13 protein-coding genes are annotated in these 13,743 nt (G+C 59.3%); 5 read left to right on the plus strand and 8 right to left on the minus strand.

All coding sequences use genetic code 11. The annotated features are described in order from the left end of the window. Positions 1-6: 6 nt before the first annotated feature. The 3 genes from D8U69_RS07320 to D8U69_RS07330 are packed head-to-tail and all read right to left on the minus strand — an operon-like array spanning position 7 to position 1,758. A complete protein-coding gene (locus D8U69_RS07320; protein ID WP_056852297.1) occupies positions 7-267 on the minus strand; it encodes a phosphopantetheine-binding protein in 261 nt (86 codons plus the stop codon). After that, a complete protein-coding gene (locus tag D8U69_RS07325) occupies positions 248-1,057 on the minus strand; it encodes a lysophospholipid acyltransferase family protein (protein ID WP_056852298.1) in 810 nt (269 codons plus the stop codon). Before D8U69_RS07325 ends, D8U69_RS07320 begins: the two co-directional genes overlap by 20 nt. After that, a complete protein-coding gene (locus D8U69_RS07330) occupies positions 1,033-1,758 on the minus strand; it encodes a beta-ketoacyl synthase chain length factor (protein WP_056852299.1) in 726 nt (241 codons plus the stop codon). Before D8U69_RS07330 ends, D8U69_RS07325 begins: the two co-directional genes overlap by 25 nt. A gap of 352 nt (positions 1,759-2,110) precedes the next feature. Here D8U69_RS07330 and D8U69_RS07335 point away from each other — a divergent pair, with 352 nt between their 5' ends. Beyond that, a complete protein-coding gene (locus D8U69_RS07335; protein WP_056852300.1) occupies positions 2,111-2,881 on the plus strand; it encodes a ParA family protein in 771 nt (256 codons plus the stop codon). Positions 2,882-2,984: 103 nt separating this feature from the next. Here D8U69_RS07335 and trxC read toward each other — a convergent pair whose 3' ends face one another. Next, positions 2,985-3,419 (minus strand): thioredoxin TrxC, encoded by a 435-nt coding sequence (gene trxC, locus D8U69_RS07340; RefSeq protein WP_130907011.1) that lies wholly within the window; start codon positions 3,417-3,419, stop codon positions 2,985-2,987. Positions 3,420-3,617: 198 nt separating this feature from the next. Between trxC and D8U69_RS07345 the strand changes: the two genes are divergently transcribed. Continuing rightward, positions 3,618-3,914 (plus strand): type II toxin-antitoxin system HigB family toxin, encoded by a 297-nt coding sequence (locus tag D8U69_RS07345; protein ID WP_130907012.1) that lies wholly within the window; start codon positions 3,618-3,620, stop codon positions 3,912-3,914. Further along, a complete protein-coding gene (locus D8U69_RS07350; protein WP_130907013.1) occupies positions 3,911-4,312 on the plus strand; it encodes a transcriptional regulator in 402 nt (133 codons plus the stop codon). Before D8U69_RS07345 ends, D8U69_RS07350 begins: the two co-directional genes overlap by 4 nt. A 6-nt stretch (positions 4,313-4,318) precedes the next feature. On the opposite strand, the gene selO is transcribed toward D8U69_RS07350, so the two are convergent. The 4 genes from selO to D8U69_RS07375 all read right to left on the minus strand — a co-directional run bounded on the left by selO (position 4,319) and on the right by D8U69_RS07375 (position 12,879). Then, the gene (gene selO / locus D8U69_RS07355) at positions 4,319-5,782 is read right to left on the minus strand and encodes a protein adenylyltransferase SelO (RefSeq protein ID WP_130907014.1); all 1,464 of its coding nucleotides are present in this window, start codon (positions 5,780-5,782) and stop codon (positions 4,319-4,321) included. Positions 5,783-5,830: 48 nt separating this feature from the next. Beyond that, positions 5,831-9,184, minus strand: a complete 3,354-nt coding sequence (mscK, locus tag D8U69_RS07360; protein WP_056852305.1) for a mechanosensitive channel MscK — start codon at positions 9,182-9,184, stop codon at positions 5,831-5,833. A 35-nt stretch (positions 9,185-9,219) separates the two neighbouring features. Continuing rightward, the gene (locus D8U69_RS07365; protein WP_130907015.1) at positions 9,220-10,962 is read right to left on the minus strand and encodes a potassium/proton antiporter; all 1,743 of its coding nucleotides are present in this window, start codon (positions 10,960-10,962) and stop codon (positions 9,220-9,222) included. Positions 10,963-11,253: 291 nt separating this feature from the next. Next, positions 11,254-12,879 carry a methyl-accepting chemotaxis protein gene (locus D8U69_RS07375; protein WP_130907017.1) on the minus strand — a complete coding sequence of 542 codons (1,626 nt, stop codon included), beginning with the start codon at positions 12,877-12,879 and terminating at the stop codon, positions 11,254-11,256. Positions 12,880-13,153: 274 nt separating this feature from the next. Here D8U69_RS07375 and D8U69_RS07380 point away from each other — a divergent pair, with 274 nt between their 5' ends. After that, the gene (locus D8U69_RS07380) at positions 13,154-13,384 is read left to right on the plus strand and encodes a hypothetical protein (RefSeq protein WP_056852308.1); all 231 of its coding nucleotides are present in this window, start codon (positions 13,154-13,156) and stop codon (positions 13,382-13,384) included. Next, entirely contained in the window at positions 13,381-13,680 is a 300-nt protein-coding gene (locus D8U69_RS07385) for a cell division protein ZapA (protein WP_056852309.1), read from the plus strand. Before D8U69_RS07380 ends, D8U69_RS07385 begins: the two co-directional genes overlap by 4 nt. Positions 13,681-13,743: the final 63 nt, after the last annotated feature.

Raw genomic sequence — 13,743 nt, forward strand, 5'->3', positions numbered from 1 at the left:
CCGGTCTCAAGCTGCCTGTTTTGCGGTGACGAACGCCGCAAGGCTCGCCACGTTGCTGAAATGATTACGCGTGTCCTTGGCGTCGGCATCGATTTTGATGCCGTATTTTTTCTGGATGGCCAGGCCGAGTTCCAGAGCATCGACAGAGTCCAGGCCCAAGCCTTCGCCGAAGAGCGTCTGGTCATCGCCGATGTCGTCGGCACTGATGTCTTCGAGGCCAAGGGCGTCGATGATAAGCATTTTGATATCACGGTGCAGATCGCTCATCTTCGGCGAGCTCCTTAATAAAGTACGAATGTAGGTAATCATTGAGCTTGCGCGAGGCTTGAGGCGCTGGGCCCAGCGCAGCGAAGGCCTGTGGGTCTATATCGGCCCCGACGCGAAAACTGAAGTGCACACGACGCTTTGGGATCCGATACCAAGGCTCCGCCTTGGTCAACGTGGTCGGATTGACCCTGATCACCACGGGGGTGAGGATTTTCGCACCCCGCACGGCAATTGCCGCTCCTCCCCGATGAAAGGCCGGTGCCTGACCCGGCTGGGTGCGGGTGCCTTCGGGAAAGATGATCAGGGTTTGACCCTCTTTCAATGCATCGGCGGCGGCATCGAGCATGTCCATGCTGCCGTCGTTGCTGATGTATTCGGTACGGCGTAGCGGGCCGCGGGTGAAAGGGTTTTCCCAGAGGCTTTGCTTGACCACGCAGTTGGCGTGGCGCACCAGCCCGATCAGGAATACCACGTCGATCAGCGAGGGATGATTGGCGATGATCATCTGCCCCGGGCGTCCGAGTTTTTCCTCGCCCTGAATGTCATAGGTCAGCACGCCGGCGCGAGCCATGAACCGCACGAAAAACCAGAAGCAACGGCTGACCGTGTGCCGCGCGCGCAGGCGATGGGTCCGGGCATCGCCCGGCAAACAGCCGAGCAACGGAAAAACCACCACGCGCAGGCACAGCCCGCCCAGTCCGAACAGGGTAAAGCTTGCAGCAGTTGCCAGCAGGCGCCAGTAGTAGGCGTCGCGGTTTTTCTCGATCATGGATTGCGTTGCCAGGTCCATACACGATTTTTCCAGGCATGTTGGCAGGTGGTTTGCTGGCCCAGCAGCGTTTTCAACAGATTCAGTGCATGGGGCCAGCGAGACTTGGACAACGCATCCGAGGGGCTGTTCAGGGACAGCTGCCAGTCGTTGCCTGGCGTGATCAGCAGGCCGAGGGCGTACGGAAACGGCACGTCATCAATCCACGTCGAATAGGCTTCGGGGGGCTGTTCCTCGGTTACCACCAGCAACACGGCCGGCGCACCCTCATTCAGCAAGGCCGCGGCTTCCAGCATGCCGTGTTCCAGGCCATCGCCGGCTGCGGCAAGGGCGGTCATCTCGCTGGTTTCACCGCGCATGATCGACCACAGGCCAATGATCGCGTTGTGCACAGAAAGACTGAATTGAGTGGGCGACAGCGGCTGTTCAACGGCCAACTCACTGAGAATGTCGAAGGTGCGCGGGGTTTCACCATGACGGGAAACAAAGACCAGCGGCAAGTCCTGGCGACCTTCGGCCAGGGGCCAAGCGACACTGAATGCCATCCTCGCCAGCCGACTGAGGCGTCGGCGCTGCATGGCCGGCAGAAACGAGACATCCGGGGCCGCATCGCTGCCCGGGAGTACGACCGGTCGTCGACTCCAGGCTTGCCAATCGTCCACGCTTTCGAGCCCCGGGGCCCACGCGCGCCACTGGGCGATGTTGAAATTGATCACAGACATTCATCCCGCCCCTGCGGGCTTTCTTGACGCGATGAGTGCGCAAATGCACGGCACACCCTACGTGGCGCTTGGCGCCGAGTGGTGCGCATTATCCCGGTGCGACGAACGCGTAGCAAATGCTGGTTACATTTTGCTCAGCAAGATGTACCGCCTGGTTGGCGAAAAATGAACGTTTGGCAATTATTCACATTTTCATCATGCCGTTTGTCGGCCATTGTTGCGTATGGCTCTGATGTTTCCCGTTTTTTGGTGCGAGACGACGACTGACTGTGCAGTCCCCATTCCGGGAGGTAGCTAAGCAACGCCGTGCACCACTACACTCGGTCATTCTTTGATACACGGAGGTTTTGACATGCGGCGCGTGGTGTTCAATCAGAAAGGTGGCGTGGGCAAATCCAGCATTGCCTGCAATTTGGCGGCGGTCAGCGCCAACGAGGGTTTTCGCACCCTTTTGGTAGACCTCGATGCCCAGGCCAATTCCACTCAATACCTGACGGGGCTCACCGGCAATGACATTCCCATGGGGATTGCCGATTTTTTCAAGCAAACCCTGTCTTCCGGGCCGTTCTCCAGAAAAAACCAGGTCGATATCTACGAAACGCCGTTCGATAACCTCCATGTCGTCACCGCCACGGCTGAACTGGCGGACTTGCAGCCCAAGCTCGAGGCCAAGCACAAGATCAACAAACTGAGGAAGTTGCTGGAAGAGCTGAGCGAAGACTATGACCGGATCTACCTCGATACCCCTCCAGCGCTCAATTTTTACGCCGTTTCAGCGCTGATTGCCGCTGATCGCGTGCTGATTCCCTTCGATTGCGACAGTTTTTCGCGCCAGGCTCTTTACGGCCTGCTGGCGGAAATCGAAGAGCTGAAGGAGGACCACAACGAAGGTCTGGAAGTTGAAGGCATCGTCGTCAACCAGTTTCAGGCCCGAGCCAGCCTGCCGCAGCAAATTCTCGACGAACTGATCGCTGAGGGGCTGCCGGTGTTGCCGGTGTATCTGGCCTCTTCGGTGCGCATGCGCGAATCCCACCAGGCCAATACGCCGCTGATCCATCTCGATCCAAGACACAAGCTGACGCAGCAATTCGTCGAGCTGCACAACCTGCTGGAAAACGCCTGATATTGGTTCATACACACAACCTTCAGGAGTGAGCCCTGCTCGCGATGAGGTTTGACATCCACATCCTCGCCGACTGACTCGCTCACACAAGGGCTGCGCTGTTTCAGATCCCCTGACTGCGCAGCCAGCTCATCAACTGCGGCAATGGAAACGCCCCGCTCTGGCGTGCGACTTCCCGGCCGTTCTTGAGCAAGATCAGGCTCGGGATCGAGCGAATCCCCAGCTGGGCTGACAATTGCTGATTGGCCTCACTGTCCAGCTTGGCCAGCCGGCACTTGCCCGCCAGTTGCGCTGCCGCTTGTTCAAATACCGGCGCAAACGACTTGCACGGCCCGCACCAGTCCGCCCACACGTCCACCAGCAACGGCAAATCACCCTTGATCTGGCTGGCGTAGTCACCTTGTTTCAGTTCAAACGGCTTGTTCAACAAGACCTCGGATTTGCAGCGTCCGCATTTGGGATGATCGTTCAGGCGTTCGGCCGGGATGCGGTTGAGGCCATTGCAGTGGGGGCAGGGGATGAGGAGAGGATTGGTCATGGGCGATATCCAATAGAGAACTGATAACGGCTAGTTGGAGACGTTTGCTTATATTTTCAATCGTGCAGCAACTGAAGCTGAAACTAGGCTGAGACAAGGATCTGATTGAGACCGTTGGTCTGTTTAGATGTATCGCATGTTGCGATAAAAAATCCTTGTGATTAACTCCTCCATAGCAAAATGCGATAAGGATGTTGCATGCGAGTGTTTTCCGAAAAGCGTATCCGGGACGCCAAAGTAAAGTGGCCGCTGGCGGCCAGCGCGCTGGACCAGTGGTATCGATTGGCAAAGCGCGTCAAGCCAACTGATTTTGCGGCCATGAAATCTTCGTTTCCCGCAACCGACAAGGTCGGTGAGTTTCACGTTTTTGATATTGGCGGAAACAAATTACGGCTGATTGCCTATGTTCGATATCAGCATCAAAAAATCTACATCAAGCATGTGCTGGATCACCGCGAATATGACCCCGGTAAATGGAAGGAGGGAAGATCATGAGAGTTCTGATCAAAAACGCGGCCGAGCATTGGGAGTTCGTTGCGCCATTGCTGCGCAAGCCCAAGAACGAAGACGACTATGACACTCTGGTGCAGGCACTCGACGAGTTACTCGAGATGACCGGAGTTGACGAGTCACACCCCCTAATGAGTCTGGTGGACATCATCGGTGACTGGATTGAAGAGTGGGATCACAAACATCACCCTATGCCCGAAGCTACGGGTGCCGAAGTGCTTGGTTACATGATGCGCGAACACGGCCTGACACAGAGCGATCTACCCGGAGTCGGCCCCCAGTCAGTGGTATCCGAGATTCTGAGCGGGAAGCGTCAGCTCAACCTGCGGCAGATCCGCTGGTTGGCCGAACGCTTTGGTGTGTCGGTGGAAACCTTCATATGACCGGATTCAGGAAGAACAACTGATCTCCAGATGCTTGCCCCACTCCGGCGGTCGTTCGGCGTAGCTTTCCATTCCCGGCTGTTCCTCGAACGGCTTGCTCAGCACCGTGTGCAGGCGCCGAACCTCCGAGTAGTCGCCGCTCTCTGCCGCATCGATAGCCTTTTGCGCCAGATAATTGCGCAGGATGTACAGCGGATTCACCGCGTGCATCCGTTGCCGGCGCTGCGCTTGATCAAGCGCGCCTTCGCGGGCAACCCGGGCGATGTAGAGCTCGCCCCAGGCATCGAAGCCCTTGAGGTCGACGAAGTCATCACGCAAGCGGGCGACGGCCGCCTCCGGTGATTCGTCGCCCAGGCGGCGGAAGAACAGGCTGTAATCGACGCCGCTGTTTTGCATCAGTTGCAGCAGATGTTCCAGCAGCTTCTGGTCGTCGTCTTCAGCCGTGGTGAAGCCTAGACGACGGCGCATCAGGTCGAGGTAATGGGCCTGGAACAGTGGCAGGTACAGGCCGAGGGTTTCGCGCAGGGCCTCGACGCTGATGAACGGCGTCAAGGCCTGGGCCAGGGCGCTGAGGTTCCACTGTCCGATCGGCACCTGGTTGCTGAAGGAATAGCGGCCCTGGTCATCGGAGTGGTTGCAGATGAAGTTGGCGTCGAAGTCGTCGAGGAAGGCGAACGGGCCGAAATCGAAGGTAATGCCGAGGATCGACATGTTGTCGGTATTCATCACCCCGTGGCAGAAGCCGTAGGCTTGCCACTTGGCGATCAGCTCGGCGTTGCGTTCGACGATTTCGCGGAACATGGCCAGATACGGTTCCGGTTGTTCCAGGCATTGCGGGAAATGCATGGCCAGCACGTGATCGCCGAGCTCTTTCTGTTTTTCGGGGCGCTTGGTGTAGTAGAAATACTCGAAATGCCCGAAGCGCACATGGCTCGGTGCCAGGCGCAGGACCATGGCGGCGCGTTCCTGTTTTTCGCGCCAGACCGGGGTGTCGGAGCCGATCACGCACAATGCTCGTGTGGTCGGGATGTTCAGCGCGTGCAACGCTTCAGAAGCAAGGAATTCGCGGATCGAGGAGCGCAGCACCGCACGACCATCGCCCATGCGCGAAAACGGTGTCTGGCCGGCACCCTTGAGGTGCAGGTCCCAGTGTTCGCCGGCCTCGTTGTACACCTCACCCAGCAACAGGCCCCGACCGTCGCCCAGTTGCGGGTTGTACGAACCGAACTGATGCCCGGAATAGACCATTGCCCGAGGAACCGCATCGGCCCAGAGCTTATGGCCGCTGAACAGCTCGGCGAACTCCGGGGTTTCGGCCACGGCCGGGTCAAGGTCCAGCAGCGCCATGGCGGCAGGGCTAGCGACTACGAGGCGCGGGTTGTCGATGGGCTCGGGCAGCACGTGGGCGGAAAACGTATCGCCCAAGCGGTCGAAGCGATTATCGAAGGTCAGTTCGTCGAGGGCTTTCAAGGGCCGGCTCCAGCAGAATGTCCGAGCATTCTGCTGGGGAAAGTCCGGTTAGTCGAGTTTGGCGGCGGGCGGCATTTGTGGCGGTTGCTTGCCATCCTTTATCGGCACAATGGTTTTCGCTTCCGGCTCGATCGGCACCATCTTGTATTCCTGTCCGTGCAGGTTCTTCAGGTAAACCTCCATCTGCCGGAACGAGATGTTGATGTGCTGCTTCTTGAACTCGCGATTGATGAAGCGGTTGACCTCGTCGAGCACCGGGTTGCGGTCGCCGAGGTCGCGTACGTGCATGCGCAGTTCGTGGTCGAGAGTGCTTTCACCGAAGTTCAGGAAATACACGTGGGGTTCCGGATCTTTCAGCACGCGTGGGTTATCCCGCGCGGCCTTCAGCAGCAGCTCTTTGACCAGATCCAGGTCCGAACCGTAATCGACGCCGAGTTTGAGGGTCACCCGTGTGATGGTGTCGGTCAGCGACCAGTTGATCAGCTGCCCGGTAATGAACGTCTTGTTCGGGACAATGATGTCCTTGCGGTCGAAGTCGGTGATGGTCGTGGCGCGGATGCGGATCTTGCTCACCGTGCCCGACAGGTTGCCGATGGTGATGGTGTCGCCGATGCGCACCGGGCGTTCGAACAGGATCATGATCCCGGAAATAAAGTTGGCGAAGATCTCCTGCATGCCGAAACCGAGGCCAACCGACAGCGCGGCCACCAGCCATTGCAATTTGTCCCAGCTCACCCCGAGTGTCGACAGGGTGGAAACGAAACCGACGCCGGCGATCACGTAGGACAGCAACGTCGTCGTGGCGTAAGCACTGCCCTGGGCCAGGTTGAGTTTGGACAGCACGAACACTTCCAGCAGGCCCGGCAAGTTGCGCGCCAGGGCGAAGGTAATGCCGATGATGATCAGTGCGCCGAGCATGTCGCCGATACTGATCGGCACCATGCTCATGTTGGCGCCGGTGCCGCTGGTGTATTCGTAGAGGGTGATGTTGTCCAGGTACGAGAACACCGTGATCAGGTCGGCCCAGACCCAGTACAGCAAGGCCATGAACCCGCCGAGCAAGGCCAGGCGAATCAGGCGCAGGGACTGTTCGTTGACCTTTTCGATGTCCATGGTCGGCTCTTCGATCACCGCTTCGCCATCGCCGGCCTCCTTGGCTGCCTGCCGCTTGGCGAGGGCGCGCTGATAGGCCAGGCGACGGGCCGCTACGCTCAGGCCACGGACGAAGGTGGCTTCGATCACCAGCCAGAACATCAGCAGGTACAGGGTGTTGATCAGGCGGTCGCTGAGTTTGAGTGCGGTGTAGTAGTAGCCGAAGCACACGGCCACGAACAGCGCCACGGGCAGGATGGTGAACATGACGCCCACGGCTTTGCGGAACAGCGAGGCGTTTTCGTGGGTCGGGCTGCTGACCAGCAGGCGGCTGAGCAGCAATGTCATCAAGGCGTAGCAAGTGAGTACGACCGGCATGCCGATCACGTCATCGGCGAGCCCGGCCGGTTGCAGTTCGGCAACGGCTACCACTGCCACCAGGGCCATTACCACCATCCCGAGCCGACGGACCCAGCCCCGGAGGAATTCGACCTGAGGTTTTTCCCAGCGGAAATGCAGTTCAGCCACGCCGCCCGGTGCGAGGATGCGGTAGGCGGTGTAGAACACCAGCCATGCCTGGGCCATTTGCAGCAACGCCGCGCCCATATTGGCGTTTTGCCCTCGGGCGTCGATTTGCAGGGCCAGGCCGCACAGGGCCAGACCCAACGAGACCGGCATCGCCAACAGGATATTGATCAGAATCGCCTGAGGTGTGTGCCACTGACTGTCACGCTTGAAGTGGCCGATGTCCTGGTGAACCTTGTTCAGACGGGCATACAGTTGCTTGCGACGCCACAGCAGGGCGCCGATCAACAGCGCCAGCGGCAGGAACAGCAGCGGTCGTTGGGTCAGGCCATCAGTCAACTCGCTCAGACTCGAGGCCAGGGGCAGGGAGTCGACCTGGCGTTGCAAGCGATCCGGCACGCTGCGCAGCCATTCAAGATCCAGCGGTTTATTGCTGGGAATCCAGAACATCTGCTCGTCCAGCGTCGCACGCAGGCTTTGCGCGGTGCTGAGCAATTGCTTCTGGTTCAACTGCAGGGTGATGGACTCGTTGAGCACTGCGCTCAATTCGCGGTTCAGGCGCTCGAGCAGGTCGGCACGCGTGGTCGCCAGTTCCAAGAGGCTTTTGCGCAACTGCGGGGTGACTTGCTCGGGCGGTTGGGCGGCCAGCAGATTGTCGACATAAGTGGCCGGGTTGCTGAGCAATTCCCGTTGTTGGCTGACTTCGAATTGATACAGCCGAATGTCGGCGATCTGGTCGGCGAGGTCGCGATCGACCTTGAGGCGCGGTAGGGCCAGTTTCTGTTTGTAGAGAATCTTCGAGAGCAGCAGGCTGCCCTTGAGCACGCTGATCTGCTCGTCCAGCGCCGCATCGCTTTGGGTCACGCTGTCCAGCTGTTGCTTGGTCTGCAGATTCTGCTGGGTGACTTCGTTGAGACGGTCAGTGCTTTTGAGCAGGTAATCCGAGAGTTTCAGGTTGGCGGTGCTTTCAGTCGCCAACAGGCTGCTGCCGCCGGCCTTCTGTGCTTCGATCGACTGCTGCGTCACCGTCTCCTGGGATTGAGCCAGGCGCTTCTGATTGATCAGGCTTTGCAGGTCCTGGATTTCCCGGTCCAGGCGATCGGATTTTTCCGACAGCAAATCATGCTGGCTGTTGCCCAGGTCTTGCAGCTGGGTATTGCCGGCCAGTTCCTGGCGCCGCAGCGGGATCAAGGCGTTGAGGGCGGCGAGCTCGGCATTGAGCTGGTCGCGCTGCTCGGCGCTCAGGGTCTTGCCGGCGTCTTTGCCGGTCTTGAGCATATTGTTGATCTGCTGGATACGCGTCTGGCTGGCGGAAATTTCCGCCTGGGCACGCTCGGGACGGGTCTGTGCAGTAATGATCAGGCTGTTGGCGTCCGCCAGGGCTTTCTGCAGATCGCTTTGCTGGGTCGATCGCTCAGTGAGCATTTGCTCGAGTTGCTGGATCGACTCTTTTGCGAAGCGTTGCGATACGGGCGCGACGACGCTGGCCTTGAGGCGCGTCAGCTCACGCTGGTTTTCGATGGTTTGCTTGGGCGCGGTGGCCAGTTGCTGCTTGAGATCGCTGAGTTTCTGCTCGTAATCACGCTGATTGTTGAGCTGCGTCAGCGTGCCTTGCAGGACGGACTGCAGAGCCTTTTGATCGGCCTCCGGCAATTTGCGGTCGGCAATCTTGTCCAGACTCGTCTGCACAGATTCGCGGGAGGGCGGTTCGGCGGCTTGCAAAGGTCCGACGGAGAGGCTCAGGCCCAACAGGGCCAGGACGAAAAAGGTGCGCAGGCTTGACATAGAGACCGATCAAAATACGAGGCGAAGAGTGGAGTTTAGAGGAACAAGCCCGGACCCGGGCGACTTCCTTCGGGGAATCTGACGCCCACTTTGTCGATCTTGTTCCCGTCCATGACCGCGACAGTCCAGAGGGTGTTGTTCCACTCCACCTGGTCGCCGACCACCGGCGCTCCCCCGACTTTCTGGGCAATGAACTTGCCCAGAGTCATCTGCGGATCGATGTCTTCGACCTTCAGCCCGTACAGGGCAGCAACCGCGGCCAGCTGGGCGTCTCCTTCGAGAACGAAGTCGCCGAAAAAGCGCAAATCGAGGCCGCGTTGCGGTGCCTGGCTGAACAGTTTTCCGAGGGCCGCAAGGTTGTGTTCATGGCCGATTACGCACAGTAAATCATCGACTTCCAGCACCGTACTACCCGACGGATGGAGCAGTTGTTGACCACGAAACAGGGCAGCGATGCGGGTACCTTCGGGCATTTTCAGTTCGCGCAGGGGCGAACCGATGCACCATTTTTCGGCACCGAGGCGATAAACGAACAGTTCCCACTCACTGGTGACATGCACTTCGAGCGCAGACCGGGAAATCGGCGCGGGCTCCGGTGGCACCGTGACCTTTAGCAGCTTGGCGACCCACGGCAGGCTGGTGCCTTGTACCAGCAGCGAGACCAGAACGATGAAGAAGGCCAGGTTGAAGTACAGCTGAGCATTGGGCAGGCCGGCCATCAGCGGGAACACCGCCAGAATGATCGGTACCGCGCCACGCAGGCCCACCCAGGAAATGAACGCCTTTTCGCGGCCATGGAACGCCTTGAACGGCAACAAACCCACCACCACTGACAGCGGCCGCGCAAACAGAATCATCCATAGCGCCAAGGCCAGGGCCGGCAAGGCAATCGGCAGCAAATCGTGGGGCGTGACCAACAGCCCCAGCACCAGGAACATGCCGATCTGTGCCAGCCAGGCCATGCCGTCGAGCATGTGCAGGATGCCGTGGCGGCTGCGTACCGGCCGGTTGCCGATGACCAGACCGCACAGGTACACCGCGAGGAAGCCGCTGCCGTGCAAGGCGTTGGTCAGGGCAAACACCACCAGGCCACCGGCGATGACCAGGATCGGGTACAGACCGGTGGCCAGATTGATCCGGTTGACCAGTTGCAACATCAGCCAGCCGCCGCCGAGGCCAATCACACCACCGATACCGAACTCGCGCAGCAGGTGCGCCAGCAGGCTCCAGTGCAGCCCAGTCTGGCCGCTGGCGAGAATGTCGATCAGCGTGACGGTGAGGAACACCGCCATCGGGTCGTTGCTGCCGGATTCGATCTCCAGGCTGGCGGTCACCCGTTCGTTCAAGCCTTTGCCGCCCAGCAACGAAAACACCGCCGCCGCATCGGTGGAGCCGACGATGGCGCCAATGAGCAGGCCCTGGATCAGGTTCAGGTCGAACAGCCAGGCCGCGGCCATGCCGGTCAGCCCGGTGGTGATCAACACCCCGACCGTGGCCAGCGACAACGCCGGCCACAACGCCACGCGGAAACTCGAGACCCGCGTGCGCAAACCGCCGTCGAGCAGGATCACCGCCAGTGCGAGGTTGCCGACCAGATAAGCCGTGGGGTAGTTATCGAAAATAATGCCGCCGCCGTCGACGCCGGCCGCCATGCCAACGGCCAGGATGATCACCAGAATCGGGATGCCGAGGCGCGACGAAAGTGAGCTCACCAGAATGCTTGCACCTACCAGCAACGCGCCGATCAAGAACAGGCTGTTGATGGTGGTCGCATTCAAAGGCAGTACTCCAGAAAACTGAAAGGCGGGCACAAACTGACCATGCAGTCTGCGTGCCAGCGATTCTAACCTGTTGAAATGTGATGCTGTCAAAAAGCTTTTCTGGTTTATACCAGATCGTTCCCACGCTCTGCGTGGGAACGCCTCAATGGACGCTCTGCGTCCACTTCCGGGACGCGGAGCGCCCTGGGATGCATTCCCACGCGGAGCGTGGGAACGATCATGGAAAGCTTTTGAAAGCAGTCTTGCACACCCTCTTGAGCAGGGTGGGATCAGTGTGGCGACTTCAGATTAAAGGCTGAACCGCCCAACCATGGTGTTCAGGTCCACCGCCAGGCGCGACAACTCACTGCTCGCTGCGCTGGTCTGGTTGGCGCCGGTGGCCGATTGCACCGACAAATCGCGGATATTCACCAGGTTGCGGTCCACTTCACGGGCCACTTGCGCCTGTTCTTCAGCAGCGCTGGCGATTACCAGATTGCGTTCGTTGATTTCGACAATGGCGCTGTTGATGGTGTCCAGTGACATTCCCGCGCCGCGGGCGATGTTCAGGGTCGATTCGGCACGCTCTGTGCTGTTGCGCATCGAATCCACCGCATGTTCGGTGCCGCTCTGGATGCTGCCGATCATGCGCTCGATTTCGCTGGTCGACTGCTGGGTGCGATGAGCCAGTGCCCGCACTTCGTCGGCCACCACCGCAAAACCACGACCGGCTTCACCGGCACGTGCAGCTTCGATGGCCGCGTTCAGGGCCAGCAGGTTGGTCTGGTCGGCCAGGCCACGGATCACGTCCAGTACTTTGCCGATGTCGCGGGACTCGTTCGCCAGGTCGCCGATCAGGGTCGCGGTGCTCTGAACATCGGCGCTCATGCGTTCAATGGCGCTGACGGTTTCCTGCACCAGATCACGGCCGTCGCCGGCAGACGTAGTGGCGTTCTTCGAGGCTTCGGACGTACTTACGGCGTTGCGCGCGACTTCTTCCACTGCACTGGTCATTTCATTGACCGCGGTGGCGGCCTGTTCGATTTCGTTGTTCTGCTGGGTCAGGCCACGGGCACTTTCGTCGGTGACACTGTTGAGCTCTTCCGCGGCGGACGCCAATTGCGTGGCCGAGCCGGAAATCCGCTGCAGGGTGTCGCGCAGTTTTTCCTGCATCTTCGACATCGCCAAGAGCAGGCGGCCGGCCTCATCTTCGCCATCGACGGTGATCGGGCGCGTCAGGTTGCCTTCGGCAATCTGTTCGGCGGCGTTCAGTGCGTTGGCGATGGGGCGGGTGATGCTGTTGGTCAGCAACCAGGCGAACAGCATGGTCAGGGCGGTGGCGATCACAAGCAGGGCGATCACCAGATTGAAGGCCGAATCGTATTGGTCGGCGGCTTGCTGGTTGGTGTCGAGGGTCTGCTGAGTGTTGATCTCCAGCAGTTTGTTCAGCACCGCATTGACCGCTTCGGAGTTACTCAGCAGGTCGGCGTTGAGCAGGTTGCGCAATTCGTCGACCTGATTGTTGCGCGACAGGGTCTTCATCCGATCTTCGATCTGGCGGTATTGCCCAAGCAACTGCACGTATTGATCGTAGGCCGCACGTTCCTCGGGGCTGCTGATCAGTTTTTCGTAGACGTTCTGGGCGGTGCGGATTTGCTGGTTGCGCATTTCCAGCAGCTCCATGGTCTTGTGCTGCACATCTGGTTCACGGTTGACCAGCAAACGGTAGGACAACACGCGCAAACGCAGGGTCAGCTGGGTGAACTCGTCGAGGCTCTTGATGCTGGGCACGCTGCTGACGGTGATGTTCTCGGCGGCGTCGCGGATCTTGCTCATCTGGTTCAGGGCGAACACGCCCAACAGCATCATCAAACCGCCAATCAGGGCAAAACCGAGGAACGCTCGCGGCGCGATATTCATATTTCGAAGGGACATGGTGTTTACCGAAGAGAGCGCACCAGAGGGTGCCGAGGCTGACGTATGGATGACTTATCGGTCATGCGCCTGAAGTCTTGAGTCCCTGCGCGGTTTTGCCGCACAAACGTCATGGCGACGAAGTGCAGGAACCAGATCGGCCGATCACAGTCTCTACAGTTCGCGAGAAAGGTCGGTCGTCAGGAAAATCAGGGCCTTGGGCCCGTATAACCCTGGCTTCCACAGTGACTTTTCTTTATCGTACGCGCCCTTTGAAAATGCCTGGAAAATCAAAATGTTGGAAGCATCCCTAAGCCAATTGGAACAGCTGGTCAGCGACCTGGTGCAACAGAACCAGACCCTGCTAGGCACCAACCAAGCCCTGAGCGCCGAACTGGCCCAGGCCAAGGATGAAAACGAAAGCCTGCAACTGAGCCTGATGGAACAGGAAGAGAAACAAGGCGCCACCGCCGCGCGCATTCAAGCCCTGGTTGAGCGTGTGAGCGCTGGCCCAGTCAGCGCATGAGTTACGGCCCGGGTGTGAAAGTCGTCTCGATCCTGGGTGAGGACTATTCGATCAAGGCCCCGGCCGGGGAAGAGCAGACCCTGCTGGACGCTGCATTAATGTTGAAGGCTGCCCTGGCCGACACCAAAAAGAAGTACCCGACGCTGATCGGAGACCGATTGCTGGTACTGGCCGCGATGAATCTGTGCTCGCAACAGATCGAAATGCAGAAGCAACACAAGCTCGAACTCGACCGTTACCAAGAGCAAGTCAACGCCACGGTTGAAGTGATCTCCAAGACGATCAATCAGGCCTGATCGGCTTTGCGCACAACCAAAGAATAAATTGTCGTTTGCGTTGTATACAATCGGCACGGCTGT

Source organism: Pseudomonas sp. Sample_16, assembly GCF_004307665.1.
In the GTDB taxonomy this organism is placed as follows: Bacteria; Pseudomonadota; Gammaproteobacteria; order Pseudomonadales; family Pseudomonadaceae; genus Aquipseudomonas.

Bases quoted from the DNA above. Each gene is read 5' to 3' on its own strand.
- D8U69_RS07320 (WP_056852297.1), bottom strand. From the start codon at position 267: ATGAGCGATCTGCACCGTGATATCAAAATGCTTATCATCGACGCCCTT.
- D8U69_RS07325 (WP_056852298.1), bottom strand. From the start codon at position 1,057: ATGGACCTGGCAACGCAATCCATGATCGAGAAAAACCGCGACGCCTAC.
- D8U69_RS07330 (WP_056852299.1), bottom strand. From the start codon at position 1,758: ATGTCTGTGATCAATTTCAACATCGCCCAGTGGCGCGCGTGGGCCCCG.
- D8U69_RS07335 (WP_056852300.1), top strand. From the start codon at position 2,111: ATGCGGCGCGTGGTGTTCAATCAGAAAGGTGGCGTGGGCAAATCCAGC.
- trxC (WP_130907011.1), bottom strand. From the start codon at position 3,419: ATGACCAATCCTCTCCTCATCCCCTGCCCCCACTGCAATGGCCTCAAC.
- D8U69_RS07345 (WP_130907012.1), top strand. From the start codon at position 3,618: ATGCGAGTGTTTTCCGAAAAGCGTATCCGGGACGCCAAAGTAAAGTGG.
- D8U69_RS07350 (WP_130907013.1), top strand. From the start codon at position 3,911: ATGAGAGTTCTGATCAAAAACGCGGCCGAGCATTGGGAGTTCGTTGCG.
- mscK (WP_056852305.1), bottom strand. From the start codon at position 9,184: ATGTCAAGCCTGCGCACCTTTTTCGTCCTGGCCCTGTTGGGCCTGAGC.
- D8U69_RS07375 (WP_130907017.1), bottom strand. From the start codon at position 12,879: ATGTCCCTTCGAAATATGAATATCGCGCCGCGAGCGTTCCTCGGTTTT.
- D8U69_RS07380 (WP_056852308.1), top strand. From the start codon at position 13,154: ATGTTGGAAGCATCCCTAAGCCAATTGGAACAGCTGGTCAGCGACCTG.
- D8U69_RS07385 (WP_056852309.1), top strand. From the start codon at position 13,381: ATGAGTTACGGCCCGGGTGTGAAAGTCGTCTCGATCCTGGGTGAGGAC.